Here is a 14007-nt window from a genome sequence, read left to right as displayed (position 1 = left end):
GTCTAGTCCTGTGTCCGCTGGTCGCCGTGCTCCGGCGATGATGGGTGTTCGGGATCGGCGCGAGGAGCCAACGGGGTCCGCGGAGCGTCGGCGGCGTCGGCCTGACCCGACTCCTCCTCGATGGCCTCGTCGACCTCCTGCGTCGCCTGCCAGAGCAGCTGCTCCCAGTCCAGCTCCCCCGTCACCGGCGGCGCGGCCGCCTCCTCGGGGAGCACTCCGTGCGCGCCCGGTGCCGCGCTGTCGTCGCCGTCCGGCTCGATGGGTGCGACGGATTCGGCGGGCGCGGCGGGCACGACGGGCTCGGCACGCTCAATGGGCTCGATGGGCTCCGCGCGCTCCACGATCTCATCGATCTCGTCGGGACGGAGCGGATCCTGCTCACCCACAAATCCGAGATCGTTCAGCGCGAGCGACATCTGCGCCGTCGCCGGCCCGGCATCCGCTCCGCGGTCGTCCGCAGGAACGTCAGGGGCAGGAGGGTCGTCCGGTCCGGACGCATCCTCGGCCTTCGCGTGCTCGACCGGCTGGACCGGGGTCACCGGTACCGCGGGCATCGGCGGCGTCCTGGGCTCCGGCGACACGGGCGGCGTCACAGACGCAGTCGGCGCGGGCGGCGTCACAATCGGCTCCGGCGGAATTGGCGGCATCGGCGGCATCGGCGAAGCCTCCTCGACGACCGGCAGCCCGAGCGTCGAGCGGCCGCGCCGCGGCCCGATGCGCTCGACCGGAAGCGTGTCCCCGGGCGACGGCTCCGACGGCTCACGCGGATCCGGAACCATACCTCCACCCGCACCGAGACCAGCACCCGCACCAACGAGCCCAGCCGCGGCGATCCCGCCCGGCCCCGAGTCCGCGCCCCTGCGGCGACGCGGACGGGACCCGCCCTCGCGCCGACGCTCGACGATGTAGTAGAGCGTCGGGAGCACCACCAGCGTGAGCACCGTCGACGACAGCAGGCCGCCGATCACGACCACCGCGAGAGGTTGCGAGATGAACCCGCCCTTGCCCGTGATCCCGAGCGCCATCGGCGTGAGCGCCAGGATCGTCGCGAGCGCGGTCATCACGATCGGTCGGAGACGCTGCAGGGTGCCGTGCAGCACCGCGTCCCGCAGCGCGTCTCCGCGCGCCCGATACTGATTCACGAGGTCGACGAGCACGATCGCGTTCGTCACCACGATGCCGATGAGCATCAGCACCCCGATGAGCGAGGCGACGCCGAGCGGGATCCCGGTCACGATGAGCAGCAGGATCGCACCGGTCGCCGAGAACGGCACCGAGATCAGCAGCAGGAGCGGCTGGAGCAGGCTGCGGAATGTCGCGACCATCACGACGTACACGATGAGGATCGCCGCCAGGAGCGCGAGGCCCAACTGCTGGAAGGCTTCGGACTGCTGCGTCATGACGCCGCCGATACTCGCGCTCGCGCCCTCCGGGAGTTCGACCGACTCGAGCGCTGCATTCACCGCGACGCTCGCCGCGGTGAGATCGTCGCCCTCCGGCAACGCGGAGACGGTGACCATGCGCACGCCGTCCTCGGTGCGGACCGTCACCGGGCCGTCAGCGACCGCGACCACGGCGAGCGTGCTGAGCGCCTGCGGCCCTGCGGCCGTCTGGATCGGGAGCGCGGCGACACCCGCCTCGTCCGTCGGAGCGACCCCGTTCTGGAGGTACACGGCGATGGTGTTCGCCTCCATCGTGATCTGGCCGATCTGGCTCGGCTGCATCTGGCTCGCGACCTGCCCTGCGACCCCGGCTTCCGTCAGCCCGACCTGCGCCGCCGCGGCGCGATCCACCACGATGCTCAGGTACGGTCGGGACTGCGCGAGATCACTCTCGATCTGGCGCAGCCCGCCCTGCTCGGCGAGCTCGGCGGTGAGCGCCTCGCTCGCCTCTGCGAGCAGCTGCTGGTCGGGCGCGGTGACGTTCACCTCGATGGCGCTCGACGAGGTCACGCCACCGCCGGACTGGCCGATCGAGAACTCGCCCGCGTCGTCGAGGGCATCAACGGCATCTCGGATCTGCGTCTGCGTCTGCTCCTGGTTCGCGCCGGGATCGGTGGTGATCGAGTAGCTCACGGCACCGTCGCTTCCGCCACCGAAGAGTGCGGTCATGCCGCCACCGGCGCTGCCGATCGTGACCTGCACGGTCTCGACCGCGGCGACCTCGCCGAGGGCGGTCTCGACGCGCTCGGCCTGCGCGAGCTGGGCATCGAGGCTGGTGCCGGGAGCGAGCGTCTGCGTCAGGCCGACCGAGTTCTGCTCGTCAGCGCCCAGGAAGTTGGTCTTCATGAACGGGCTGGCTGCGATCGTGAGCCCGAACACCACAACGGCGACGACGAGGGTGATCGCGGGGCGCCGCAGCGTCCACTCGATGATGGGGCGGTAGCCGCGCTGCAGGGCCGTCACCGGTTCAGCCTCGGCGCCCGTCGGATCGGTTGCTGCAGAGCCGGCCTCCGCGGAAGCTGCATCCTCGGGGCTCGCCGCGACGGCGGTGCGCCGACGCCCGAAGCGACGTGCGCTCCCGGACTCGGGCCGCAGGAACCAGTACGCGAGCACCGGCACGATCGTCAGCGACACGAGGAGCGAGGCGATCAGGGCGATGGTGACCGTGAAGGCGAAGGGCCGGAAGAGCTCGCCGACCATGCCGTCCACAAACGCCATGGGGAGGAAGACCGCCACGGTGGTGATGGTGGACGCGGTGATCGCCCCCGCGACCTCCCGCACCGCCTCGATGATCGTCGCCGTGCGGTCGGCACCCACCGTCAAGTGGCGCTTGATGTTCTCGATGACCACGATCGAGTCGTCGACGACGCGGCCGATCGAGATGGTCAAGGCGCCCAGCGTCAGCAGGTTGAGCGTGTACTCCGCGAAGTTCAGGCCGACGAACGTGAGCAGCACGGAGGTCGGGATCGAGATGGCCGTGACGAGGGTCGCACGCACCGACATCAGGAACACGAGGATCACGAGCACGGCGAAGATCAGTCCGAGGAGACCCTCGGTGGTCAGGGTCTCGATCGACTTCTCGATGTAGGGGGCCTGATCGAAGATGACGGTCAGCTGCGCGCCGCCGAGCTGGTCCTGCAGTTCGTCGAGCTTCTCCTGCACGGCGTGCGACACGTCCACGGTGTTCGCCGCCGACATCTTGGTGACGCCGATGGTGAGCGCCGGGGCGCCGTCGACCCTCGAGATGCTCTGCTGCGGATTGGGTTCGAGCGTCACCGTCGCGAGTTCGCCGATCGTTGGGGTCGGCGCCGCCTCAACGGCCGGGAGCTCCTCGGCGATGCCGGGTCGGAGCGAGGCCTGCGCCTGCTGCTCGAGGATCGCCTGCTGTTGCGCGGCGAGCTGCTCGGGGCTCACGGCAAGCGGCAGCGCGGCGATCTCCTCCGCCGACGAGATCGCCGACCCCGCCTGCACAGCGAGCGTCCGGTCGCCGTCCGTCACGGTTCCCGCGGCGATCAGCACCCCGCTCTGCTGGAGCGTGTCGGTGATCGTCTGCGGCGAGAGGCCCTGGGCTGCGAGCGCCTCGACATTCGGCACGATCGTGACCCGGTCCCCGCGGGCACCGGCCAGCTGCGCGTCCCGCACTCCCTCGAGATCACTGAGCTCCGGGGTCGCGATCCGCTCGACGAGCTGCGCGGTCGCCTCGGGGGTCTCCCCCTCCGCCGGAGTGACCGCGATCTGAATGACCGGAAAGTCGTCGATGCTGCCCGACGCGACCTGCGTGTCCGCGGACGCCGGGAGCAGCTGCGAGATCCGGCTGATGGCCCGCTCGACCTTCTGCTCCGTGACCGAGAGATCGACCCCGTAGGTGAACTGCGCGACCACCATCGAGGCACCGGTGCTGGAGGTCGCCGTGGTGCTCTCGAGCTGCGGCACACCCCGAAGCGCCGTCTCGATGGGACCCGAGACGTCGTTGTTCACGACGTCCGGGGAGGCCCCCGGGTAGCTCGTCACGACGGCGATCGCGGGGAACTGCACCGAGGGCATGAGCTCCTGCTTGAGCGATCCCACCCCGATCAGCCCGAACACGGCGGCGACGATCGTCACGAGCGCGATGAGCGCGCGGTTCTTCAAGCTCAACGCCGTGAGAATATGCATAGCGCCGATTATCCCACGCGGCGTCGCGGAATCGGCCCGGCGATGCGCCCCCGGAGGCCCGTCGGCCCGACGGCGGGGCTCCAGGGTGGATAATACAAGGATGCCGCAGTCTCGAAGCCGACGCACGCTCGGCGCCGTCACCCCCGCCGACTTCGAACGACTCGCCGGCCTGCGCAAGATGCAGGCCATCGCACTCGGTCTGCTGGCATTCATGGCCGTCGTGTTCGTCGTGTCCTTCGCACTGCAGGATCGGGTCCCGTGGCTCGGCTACGTGCGGGCGGCGAGCGAGGGCGGCATGGTCGGTGCACTCGCTGACTGGTTCGCCGTGACCGCGCTCTTCCGGTACCCCCTCGGCATCCGGATCCCGCACACGAATCTGATCTCCAGCAAGAAGGACGACATCGGCGAGGGACTCGGATCCTTCATCGAGGAGAATTTCCTCGCCGACGACGTCGTGCACAACAAGCTCAGCCAGATCAGCGGGGCCCGGATGGCGGGCGAGTGGATCACGCAGCGCGCCAATGCGGAGAAGGTGAACGGCATGATCGCGTCCGCCGGACTCGGCGCGCTCACCGTGCTCGACGACGACGACGTGCGTGAGCTCATCGAGTCGCTCGTGCGTCGTCACGTCGTGGAACCCGAGTGGGGGCCTCTGCTCGGGCGCGCCACGGGATCCTTCCTGGAGGGCGATCACCACGAGGCGCTCATCGACATCGCGGCGTCCCGGCTCGAGGAGTGGCTCGTCGCGCACCCCGCCGCGTTCGACCGCGTCGTGTCGTCCCGGCTCCCCTCCTGGGTGCCGAGTGTGGTCGACCGCTTCGTGGACGGGCGGATGCACGCCGAGGCGGTCCGCTTCGCGCAGTCGGTGACGCAGGATCGTGAGCACCCATTCCGGATCGCCATCGGACGCTTCCTCACCGACCTCGCGAGGGATCTGCAGGAGCAAGAGGCGCTGCAGGCGCAGCTGGAGTCCTTCAAGCACGAGGTGTTCGACAGCCCCCGGATCCGCGCACTCGCGGCGAGCACCTGGGAGCTTGCCCGCAGCGCCCTCGTGGAGATGCTGGAGGATCCGGAGAGCGACCTCCGCACGCGGCTCACGACCGCGCTGCAGGACTTCGGGCATCGACTCCTCGACGACTCGACCCTGCAGTTCAAGATCGACGTCTGGGTGATGGGTGTGGTCCAGCACCTCGTCACCACGTATCGGCACGACCTCGCCGGGGTCGTCACCGAGACGGTGCAGCGCTGGGACGCGCAGGAGGCGGCGGAGAAGATCGAGTTGCAGATCGGTAAGGATCTCCAGTTCATCCGCATCAACGGCACGATCGTCGGCTCGCTCGCCGGGCTCGCGATCTACGCGTTCGCGACGCTCGTCATCACGCCGCTCACCCAGTAGCCCGTCGGCGGCGGGCCGAAGTCGGCTCCGGCGAACGCCGAGGTCGGCTCAGCCGAATGCGACCGGGAGCAGTATGTCCTGGATCCGGTCGGAGGACGCCGTGTGGTCCGCGCGCGTCGCGATCGCGCACCGGGTCACCGTGCAGTCCAGCCCGTCCATCACGGGATCCGGTACGGTGATGCGAGCGGAGAACGAGCCCTTCTCCGGATCGTCGTACCCCTGCGTCGCGAACGCCCGCCACGCCCAGTCGTCGGTGATCCAGACGCTGGAGAGCGCCTCCGCACCGGCCGCGCCACCACCCTCAGCGCCATCGGGGATGCCCCCGAGACACGGTGACGGCTTCTCCGTCGGCGACTCCGGGATCGCGCAGATCGCGACGTATATGCCGATACCGGCATCAAAGCCCGTGCCGCGCACCTCGAGCTCCTCCCCCGGCACGAGGGCGCTGACATCGGCGGGTGCACCGTCGCTCGTGTCGACGCTGAGCACGCGGGTCCGGCCGTCAGCGCCGTCGGCACGCACCTCGGGCACCAGCTCGTCCGAGATCTCCTGACCCGATCCTCCCGCGCTCTGGTGGGTCAGAATCGGCACGAGGACGGCGATCACGACGCCCAAGACCAGCACGCCGACGGCGAGCAGGGCGATCAGGATCACACGCACGGAGCGGGATCGACCGCGGGGTTCACTCATGCGTTCATCGTAACGCCATCGGGCTCAGCGGCATGGTCCGTCATGCTAGAATCTGCTCCATACGTCTATTTGAATTGGTACCTGTCCCGAGGCGCAGTCCGCGGGGCCCGAATGTGTAAGGGGGTCACGCATGGGGCGCGGCCGTCAAAAGGCAAAGCACACCAAGGTCGCCAGGGAGCTGAAGTATTTCAGTCCCGACACGAACTACTCTGCGCTTGAACGTGAACTGTCGAACGGGTCGAGCACCCAGGTCGAGCAGGATCCCTGGGCGGAATACGCCGAGCAGCACGGCGCAGAGGACGACGACGAAGGCTCGGCCACGCGCTAACCGGAGATCCCGAGCACGACGTGCCGCGGGCTCTGCGACCGGGTAACCGAGGACTCACGCCCCCGACCACCCGGCTCCGCGGACCGCGTCAACGTCCCTGTTGCGCGACGGCTGCGGCACCCGCGGCCGCGGCTTCGGGGTCGAGGTACTGGCCTGCGCCCAGCGGGGACCCGTCTTCGCTGATCTGGTAGACGAGCGGCATGCCGGTCGGGATGTTGAGACCCGCGATGTCGGCGTCGGAGATGCCTTCGAGGTGCTTGACCAGCGCACGGAGCGAGTTCCCGTGCGCGGTGACGAGCACCGTCTTGCCCGCGCGCAGATCCGGCAGGATCTCCGTCTCCCAGTACGGGACCATGCGGGTGATGACGTCCTTCAGGCACTCGGTGCGCGGTCGCTCGCCGTCGATGTCCGCGTAGCGCGGATCGTTCGCCTGCGACCACTCGCTCGTGTCGTCGAGCACCGGCGGAGGGGTGTCGAAAGAGCGCCGCCACTCCATGAACTGCTGCTCGCCGTACTTCTCGAGGGTCTCGGCCTTGTCGAGACCCTGCAGCGCGCCGTAGTGGCGCTCGTTCAGACGCCACGACCGCTTGACCGGGATCCACAGGCGGTCCGCCGTCTCCAGCGCGAGGTTCGCGGTCTGGATCGCGCGGCTGAGCACGGAGGTGTGCAGCACGTCGGGGTGCAGCCCCGCGTCCGCGAGCAGCTCGCCGGCGCGAGCCGCCTCGCCGCGGCCCTTCTCCGTGAGCCGAACGTCCACCCAGCCGGTGAAGAGGTTCTTCTCGTTCCATTCGCTCTGGCCGTGGCGCAGCAGAATAAGTGTCTGGGTCATGGTCGTGAACCTATCCGTTCGGTCGATTGCGGCGTGCGGGGAAACGCGTGGTCGGCAGCACCCCGCGGGTGGCGCCGGCGTCCGCGGGGACGATGATCTCCTGAGTGGCAGCCACGATCTGTCCCTCGACGCTCGACGCGTCGGCTCCGGTGCCACCGGCGCGGAGTTCGAGTGCGGCGTCTTCTGCCACCGCGCGCTTCACGAGCGCCAGCGCGATGCCGCCCCACTCGTGGTGCAGCGCGGAGCGGGTGACCCGACCGACGGGGCGCGACTCGGGATCGGCGGCCTCGCCGGCGCGATAGACGAGCGCGCCGGGGACCGGGAGTTCTCCCCCCGACCCGTCGAGGTGCAGGAGCACGAGGCGGCGCGGCGGGTGCCCGAGGTTGTGCACCTTGGCGATCGTCTCCTGCCCGCGATAGCAGCCCTTCGTGAGGTGCACGGCGGTGCGCATCCAGTCGAACTCGTGCGGGATCGAACGCTCGTCGACGTCGCCGTGCTGCGCGGGCCGCCAGGCCCGCACCTCGAGCGCATCGAGCGCGAGGAGCCCCGCGGCGCGGACGCGGCCGACACGGACGAGATCGACCACCGCGTCCAGCCGCTCGCGTTCGAAGACGAACTGCACCGCCGACCACTCGGCGCCGGGGTGCTCGCCGTGCGAGTACTGCACCCCGCCCGGGAGCACCCGGGACCAGGGATCGCGCCACTCGGTCGCTGGCGCGATCGTGCGCAGCGCGTCTGCGGCCGGGCCTTCGAACGCGAGGACGGCGGCATAGGCATCGGAGGCGTCCTGCACCTCGACGCGGAGCGCGAAGCGCATGCGGGTGAGGAACTCCGTGAGCGGCGCGGCGGATCCTTCGTCGACGAGCAGCCAACTCCGCTCGCCGTCATCGACCAGGCGGATGACCCGCTCAATACGCCCGTTCGGATCCAGGAGCATCGTCTCGACGCACTCGCCCGGCTGCAGGCCGGTGAGCTGCTGACTCGTCATCGAGTGCAGCCACCTGAGACGGTCGGGGCCGGAGACGATCACTACCCCGCGATGGGAGAGATCGACGATCGCCTCCCCCGCGTCGAGGCTGCGCTGCTCGAGCAGCGGCTCGCCGTAGTGCGCCGCGACGCCGATCTCGTCAGCGGCGACGGCTCCGGGGAGCGCCAGGAACGGCGTCATCTCGCGTGTGCCAGAGAGCAGGGGTTAGCGCTGACCCTTGAAGAGACGGTAGATGACCGTGCCCGAAACCCACATGATCGCCAGCGATGCCAGGCCGAGCAGACCCAGGAAGAAGAGTTCGAGAGCGAGAAGCATGGCGCCAGTCTAGCAAATCCACCGGAACTTCCGAATCGCCCCGGCGAGCGTCGTCGCCCGTTCCGGTGCGGCCGCTCAGGCGGCGTCGACGAGCAGACCGATCACATCGATGACCGCGATGATCAACACGGATCCGGCGACACTGAACGCGACGCGCGTGATGAACCCCACGCGCTGCGCGGTACCGAGCTGCAGGGCGAACGTCACGAGCGTGCTGACCCCGATCGCCAGGACGAGCCAGGGGAACCGCTGCTCGGTCGGCACCAGCAGGGTCACCAGCACGCCGATCACGGCGGTGAGCAACCACGCGATCACGAGGCGCGGGACATGCCAAGCGTGCGCATCCCGCATCTCGGGGGCGTCTGAGGGCGCAGGCTCGGTCACGCTCCTATCCTCGCACACACGCCCAGGACACGACCCGGCAATGCACCGGTCGGCTCCGCGACACATCCTCGTCATCCGAATGCTGGTGACGCCGCCCCGAGGCGAGGCGGCCGCGTGACCGAAACACCGCTGGAACAGAACGTAACGAACCTGAAACACGCCTCAGTACTATGGAGTTCACGTCGTCGGTGCGAGAAGGGAGCGAACACATGCAGCTGCTCTGCCTCACGGATCGCGATCCCGCGGACTCCCTGCCCGGGCTCGACCTGCTGCCCCACGAGGTGCGCACCTCCCCCCTCTCCCTCCGCGTACCGGAGACGATGGCGTCGCGCTTCGACGCGATCCTCATCGACGGCAGCCTGGATCCGCGCCGTGCGCGCACCGCGAGCCTCGCGCTCGTCGAGGCGACCGACACCCCCCGCGTCGTGATCCTGCCCGAGGTCGCGCTGCCCGCGCTGACGCTGGACTGGGGAGTGCGCGACCTGCTGCTGCCGACGGCCAGCCCCGCGGAGATCGAGCTCCGCCTCCGCTTGCTCGAGCGCCCCGTCTCCGACACCGATACCACTCCGCCCGCGGTCCAGTCCGCGGGCGTTGTCATTGATGAGTCCAATTTCATCGCGCGGGTCTTCGGCCGCACCCTCGATCTGACCTACAAGGAGTTCGAGCTCCTCCACTTCCTCGCGGGGCACCCGGGCCGGGTCTTCACCCGCGATCAGCTGCTCAGCGAGGTGTGGGGCACGGACTACTTCGGCGGCACCCGCACGGTCGACGTGCATGTGCGGCGATTGCGTGCGAAGCTGGGCGAACACGAGGGTCTGATCAGCACCGTCCGCGGAGTGGGGTACGGGTTCGCTCGGGCCCGCTACGACGAGGACGGCGAGTGACCACCTCCGAGCCAGAAGACCGAACCACCCAGCACCCCGTGCTCATCGCGACGCGCGTCGAGGCAACCGATGCATCGGCCATGCGTGCCGCTCGCGCGCTCATGGCACGGGCGGAGGAGCACGATGGCCTCTCCCCCGTCTCCGATCAGGCGATGCTCGCCGTCGCCCAAGGGCAGCGCACGCTGCTGATCTTCGCGGAGCCGGGAACCGACGGCATCGCCGGCGACGGCATCACCGACGACGGCATCGACGCGGACGGCATCGTCGCCGCCGGGATCGTCGGCGACGGGGAGGTCGACCTCGTCGTGCGTCCGGACGCTCGGGGGCGCGGCATCGGCGGCGCCGCACTCGAGTTGCTGCTCGCAGAGGCACCGGGCGAACTCCTCGCCTGGGCCCACGGCGAGAACCCGGCGGCCGAGGCGCTGCTCGCGCACGCGGGGTTCGCCCCCGTCCGCTTGCTCTTCCGCATGGCGCTCGATCCCGCGCGTCTGCCGGCGGACGGCCTCGATCCGCTCGGTCTGCGGCCCCCCGAAGGCTTCACTCTCCGGGCGTTCCGCGCCGGCAACGCCGCCGACGTGGACGCCTGGGTCGCGGTCAATGCCGCGGCCTTCGCCACGCACCCCGAGCAGGGGCGTATGACGGCGGATGACGTCCGGCTCGTCACCGAGGAGCCGTGGTTCGATCCCGACGATCTCTTCCTGCTCGCCGGGCCGAGCGGAGCGCTCGCGGGCTCCACCTGGGTCAAAACGATCGCGGGCGAGCCGGGCGAGGCCCCGGAGTGCGAGCTCTACGCCGTCGGGGTCCACCCGGAGTACGCGGGCCACGGGCTCGGACGATTCCTCCTCGACGTCACGCTCGCCCGCATGGCCGAGCATCGCCCGAATCGGGTCACCCTGTACGTCGACGGCGACAACGAGCGCGCGGTCGAGCTCTACCGCCGGGCCGGGTTCACCGTTGATTCACGCAGCCGGCAATGGCGGCGGAGCGGGACGCTCGCGCAGGGTGTCAGAATGGACGCATGACCGACGACACCCGCGACGAGATCCTCGATCGCGACAGCCTGCCCGCGGACCGCTACATCGACCGCGAGCTCAGCTGGCTCGCTTTCAACCAGCGCGTCCTGGAGCTCGCCGAGGATCCGACGATCCCGCTGCTCGAGCGCGCCAACTTCCTGGCGATCTTCGCCTCGAACCTCGACGAGTTTTTCATGGTGCGCGTCGCTGGCCTCAAGCGCCGCATCGTCACCGGACTCGCGGTCCCGACCAACGTGGGGCGCGCCCCGATCGAAGTGCTCGCCGACATCAACCGCACCGCGTACGAGCTGCAGCTGCGCCACGCCCGCTGCTTCGTGGAGCAGGTGCAGCCGGCCCTGGCCGAGGCCGGAGTGCGGATCGTCGACTGGGACCAGCTCGACGACGCCGATCGCGAGATCCTGAACGACTACTACGAGCAGCACATCTACCCCGTGCTCATGCCGCTCGCCGTCGACCCGGCGCACCCGTTCCCCTACATCTCGGGCCGCGCCCTCAACCTCTCGATCCGCGTGCGGAACCCCGCGACCGACAAGATCGAATTCGCGCGCCTGAAGGTGCCGCAGATGATCCCGCGCTACGTGCGGGTGGATCGCCGCGAGTCCGTCGACGACGTCCGGTTCATTCCGCTCGAGAACCTCATCGCGAATCAACTCGACGGACTGTTCCCCGGCATGGAGGTGATGGACGACCACGTCTTCCGCGTCACCCGCAACGAGGACGTCGAGATCGAGGAGGATGAGACGGAGAACCTCATCCAGGCCCTCGAGAAGGAGCTGCTGCGCCGTCGGTTCGGCCCGCCGATCCGGCTCGAGATCTCCGACGATATGGACGAGGCGACCCTCGACCTGCTCGTCCGTGAGTTCGACATCGATGAACAGCAGGTGTACACCCTGCCGGCGCCGCTCGACCTCAGCGGGCTCTTCGCGCTCACCCGGATCCAGCGGCCCGACCTGAAGTTCAAGCCGCACATCCCGGTCACCCACCCCCAGTTCCGCACGAACTCACCGAGCGAGAAGCCCGACACGTTCTCGGCCATCGCGCGCCGCGAGGTGCTGGTGCACCACCCCTACGAGTCGTTCGCGACGAGTGTGCAGGCGTTCGTCGAGCAGGCGGCGACCGACCCCGACGTGCTCGCGATCAAGCAGACACTCTACCGCACGTCGGGCGACAGCCCTATCGTGGCGTCGCTCATCAAGGCCGCGGAAGCGGGCAAGCAGGTGCTCGCGCTCGTCGAGGTCAAGGCTCGCTTCGACGAGGAGGCGAACATCACCTGGGCCCGCAAGCTCGAGCAGGCCGGTGTGCACGTGGTATACGGCCTCGTCGGGCTCAAGACCCACTGCAAGCTCGTGCAGGTGATCCGCGACGAGGGCGGCAAGCTGCGCCATTACTGCCACATCGGCACGGGCAACTACAACCCGAAGACGAGCCGCATCTACGAGGACTTCGGCCTGTTCACCTCCTCGCCCGAGGTCGGCCGCGACGTCACGAAGCTCTTCAACGTGCTCTCGGGGTACGCGATCGAGACCGACTACGACCGCCTGCTCGTCGCGCCGCTGCAGCTGCGCGCGGGGCTCCTCGAGCGCATCGAACGCGAAGCCGCGCACGCCCGCGCCGGGCGCCCCAGCGGCATCAAGCTCAAGGCCAACTCGATGGTCGACGAGGCGATCATCGACGCGCTTTACCTCGCCAGCCAAGCAGGTGTGCCCATCGAGATCTGGGTGCGCGGGATCTGCTCGATCCGCGCCGGTGTGCCCGGCCTGTCCGAGAGCATCAGCGTGCGCTCCGTGCTCGGCCGCTACCTCGAGCACTCCCGCATCTACGCCTTCGAGAACGACGGTGCCCAGGAGGTCTTCATCGGGTCCGCCGACCTGATGCACCGCAACCTCGACCGGCGGATCGAGGTCATCGTGCAGCTCGCGGAGCGCGAGCACCTCGCCCGGATCAACCGCTTCTTCGAGTTCGCGTTCAGCGACGCCGTCTCCTCCTGGCGCATGCTGCCGAACGGCTCGTGGCAGCGCCGGGTGATCAGCGAGGAGGGCGAGCCGCTCCCCGATCTGCAGGACCTCGTGATGGCGGATCGCACCGAGGCGCGGTCACGGCGAGCGCGGTGAGCCGCGACATTCTCGCGGCGGGCACGGTCTGCTGGCGCCGCGTGCCGAAGCCCGGCGGGGGCAGCCGCGTCATGGTGCTGCTGATCCACCGCACGAAGCAGAAGGACGTCTCCTTCCCGAAGGGCAAGCTCGATCCCGGCGAGAGCATGCCCGAGGCGGCCGTCCGGGAGACGCGGGAGGAGACGGGGCTCTCCGTCGCCCTCGGCTCGCACCTCGGGACCATCCACTACGACCTCGCGGGCGGCAACACGAAGACCGTGCAGTACTGGGCGGCCGAGGTCTCCGCCGAGGCGGCGCTCGCCTCGACCTTCACCCCGAACGGCGAGGTGCAGGCGCTCGAGTGGGTGCCGGTGGAAGCGGCCCGGCGCCGCCTGAGCTACCGCGCCGACCGGGAGCTCTACGACGTCTTCCTCCGGCTCGCCGAGCACGATCTCTTGGAGACGTTCTCGGTGACGCTGCTGCGCCACGCGAAGGCGGAGCCTCGCGGCGAAGCGTATCCGACGGATCACCTGCGGCCGCTCGCAGCGACCGGGCTCGCCCAGGCCGCGACGCTCGCCCCGATCCTGGCCGCCTTCGGACCGCGCCGGATCCTGTCGTCGACGGCCACGCGCTGCCTCGAGACCGTCGCGCCGCTCGCGAGCTCGCTCGGCAAGCGGGTGCGCCCCAAGGAGGCGCTCAGCCAGGACCACTGGGACGAGGGGGACTTGACGGATCTGCGCGCGCTCGTCGGCAAGGCCGTGTCCCGCGGCCGCAACGCGGTGCTGTGCAGCCACCGACCGGTGCTGCCCGATCTCGTGCGCGAGCTGATCCTCGCCACCGGCAGCCTGCCGGGCGGATACGTCGACAAGGCTGCGGCGCTCCCGCCTGGCGGCTTCTCCGTCTTCCACCTCTCGCGCACACGACCCGGCGCCGGGATCCTCGGCGTCGAGACCTATCCCCTGAAGCACTGAC

The 14007-nt window shown here is 69.6% G+C and carries 11 protein-coding genes; 6 read left to right on the top strand and 5 right to left on the bottom strand.

Annotation, left to right across the window (positions count from 1 at the left end; translation table 11 throughout):
- Window positions 1-2: 2 nt before the first annotated feature.
- A complete protein-coding gene (locus tag MUN76_RS13345; protein WP_244685313.1) occupies window positions 3-4097 on the bottom strand; it encodes an efflux RND transporter permease subunit in 4095 nt (1364 codons plus the stop codon).
- A gap of 100 nt (window positions 4098-4197) precedes the next feature.
- Here MUN76_RS13345 and MUN76_RS13340 point away from each other — a divergent pair, with 100 nt between their 5' ends.
- Window positions 4198-5493, top strand: a complete 1296-nt coding sequence (locus MUN76_RS13340) for a DUF445 domain-containing protein (RefSeq protein WP_244685312.1) — start codon at window positions 4198-4200, stop codon at window positions 5491-5493.
- A gap of 48 nt (window positions 5494-5541) precedes the next feature.
- Here the strand turns inward: MUN76_RS13340 and MUN76_RS13335 are convergent, their stop codons facing one another.
- Entirely contained in the window at window positions 5542-6183 is a 642-nt protein-coding gene (locus MUN76_RS13335) for a hypothetical protein (RefSeq protein ID WP_244685311.1), read from the bottom strand.
- 130 nt (window positions 6184-6313) lie between these two features.
- Here MUN76_RS13335 and MUN76_RS13330 point away from each other — a divergent pair, with 130 nt between their 5' ends.
- The gene (locus MUN76_RS13330; protein WP_244685310.1) at window positions 6314-6511 is read left to right on the top strand and encodes a DUF3073 domain-containing protein; all 198 of its coding nucleotides are present in this window, start codon (window positions 6314-6316) and stop codon (window positions 6509-6511) included.
- Window positions 6512-6599: 88 nt separating this feature from the next.
- Here MUN76_RS13330 and MUN76_RS13325 read toward each other — a convergent pair whose 3' ends face one another.
- From MUN76_RS13325 to MUN76_RS13315, 3 genes are all read right to left on the bottom strand, one after another.
- Window positions 6600-7340 (bottom strand): phosphoglyceromutase, encoded by a 741-nt coding sequence (locus MUN76_RS13325; protein ID WP_244685309.1) that lies wholly within the window; start codon window positions 7338-7340, stop codon window positions 6600-6602.
- 10 nt (window positions 7341-7350) lie between these two features.
- Complete coding sequence (ygfZ, locus tag MUN76_RS13320; RefSeq protein ID WP_244685308.1) at window positions 7351-8508, bottom strand: CAF17-like 4Fe-4S cluster assembly/insertion protein YgfZ; 1158 nt, start codon at window positions 8506-8508, stop codon at window positions 7351-7353.
- A gap of 210 nt (window positions 8509-8718) precedes the next feature.
- On the bottom strand, window positions 8719-9027 hold the full coding sequence (locus tag MUN76_RS13315) for a hypothetical protein (protein ID WP_244685307.1): 309 nt from the start codon (window positions 9025-9027) through the stop codon (window positions 8719-8721).
- A gap of 209 nt (window positions 9028-9236) precedes the next feature.
- On the opposite strand from MUN76_RS13315, the gene MUN76_RS13310 reads away from it, so the two are divergent.
- The 4 genes from MUN76_RS13310 to MUN76_RS13295 are packed head-to-tail and all read left to right on the top strand — an operon-like array spanning window position 9237 to window position 14006.
- Window positions 9237-9911, top strand: a complete 675-nt coding sequence (locus tag MUN76_RS13310; RefSeq protein WP_244685306.1) for a response regulator transcription factor — start codon at window positions 9237-9239, stop codon at window positions 9909-9911.
- Window positions 9908-10933 (top strand): mycothiol synthase, encoded by a 1026-nt coding sequence (mshD, locus tag MUN76_RS13305; protein ID WP_244685305.1) that lies wholly within the window; start codon window positions 9908-9910, stop codon window positions 10931-10933. Before MUN76_RS13310 ends, mshD begins: the two co-directional genes overlap by 4 nt.
- A complete protein-coding gene (locus MUN76_RS13300; protein ID WP_244685304.1) occupies window positions 10930-13056 on the top strand; it encodes an RNA degradosome polyphosphate kinase in 2127 nt (708 codons plus the stop codon). The genes mshD and MUN76_RS13300 overlap by 4 nt, the downstream gene beginning before the upstream one ends.
- Window positions 13053-14006, top strand: a complete 954-nt coding sequence (locus tag MUN76_RS13295) for an NUDIX hydrolase (protein WP_244685302.1) — start codon at window positions 13053-13055, stop codon at window positions 14004-14006. Before MUN76_RS13300 ends, MUN76_RS13295 begins: the two co-directional genes overlap by 4 nt.
- Window position 14007: the final 1 nt, after the last annotated feature.

Source organism: Leucobacter rhizosphaerae, assembly GCF_022919175.1.
GTDB lineage: Bacteria > Actinomycetota > Actinomycetes > Actinomycetales > Microbacteriaceae > Leucobacter > Leucobacter rhizosphaerae.
The sequence above is the reverse complement of the archived record's forward strand: the minus strand, read 5'-3'. Positions and strand labels throughout refer to the sequence as shown.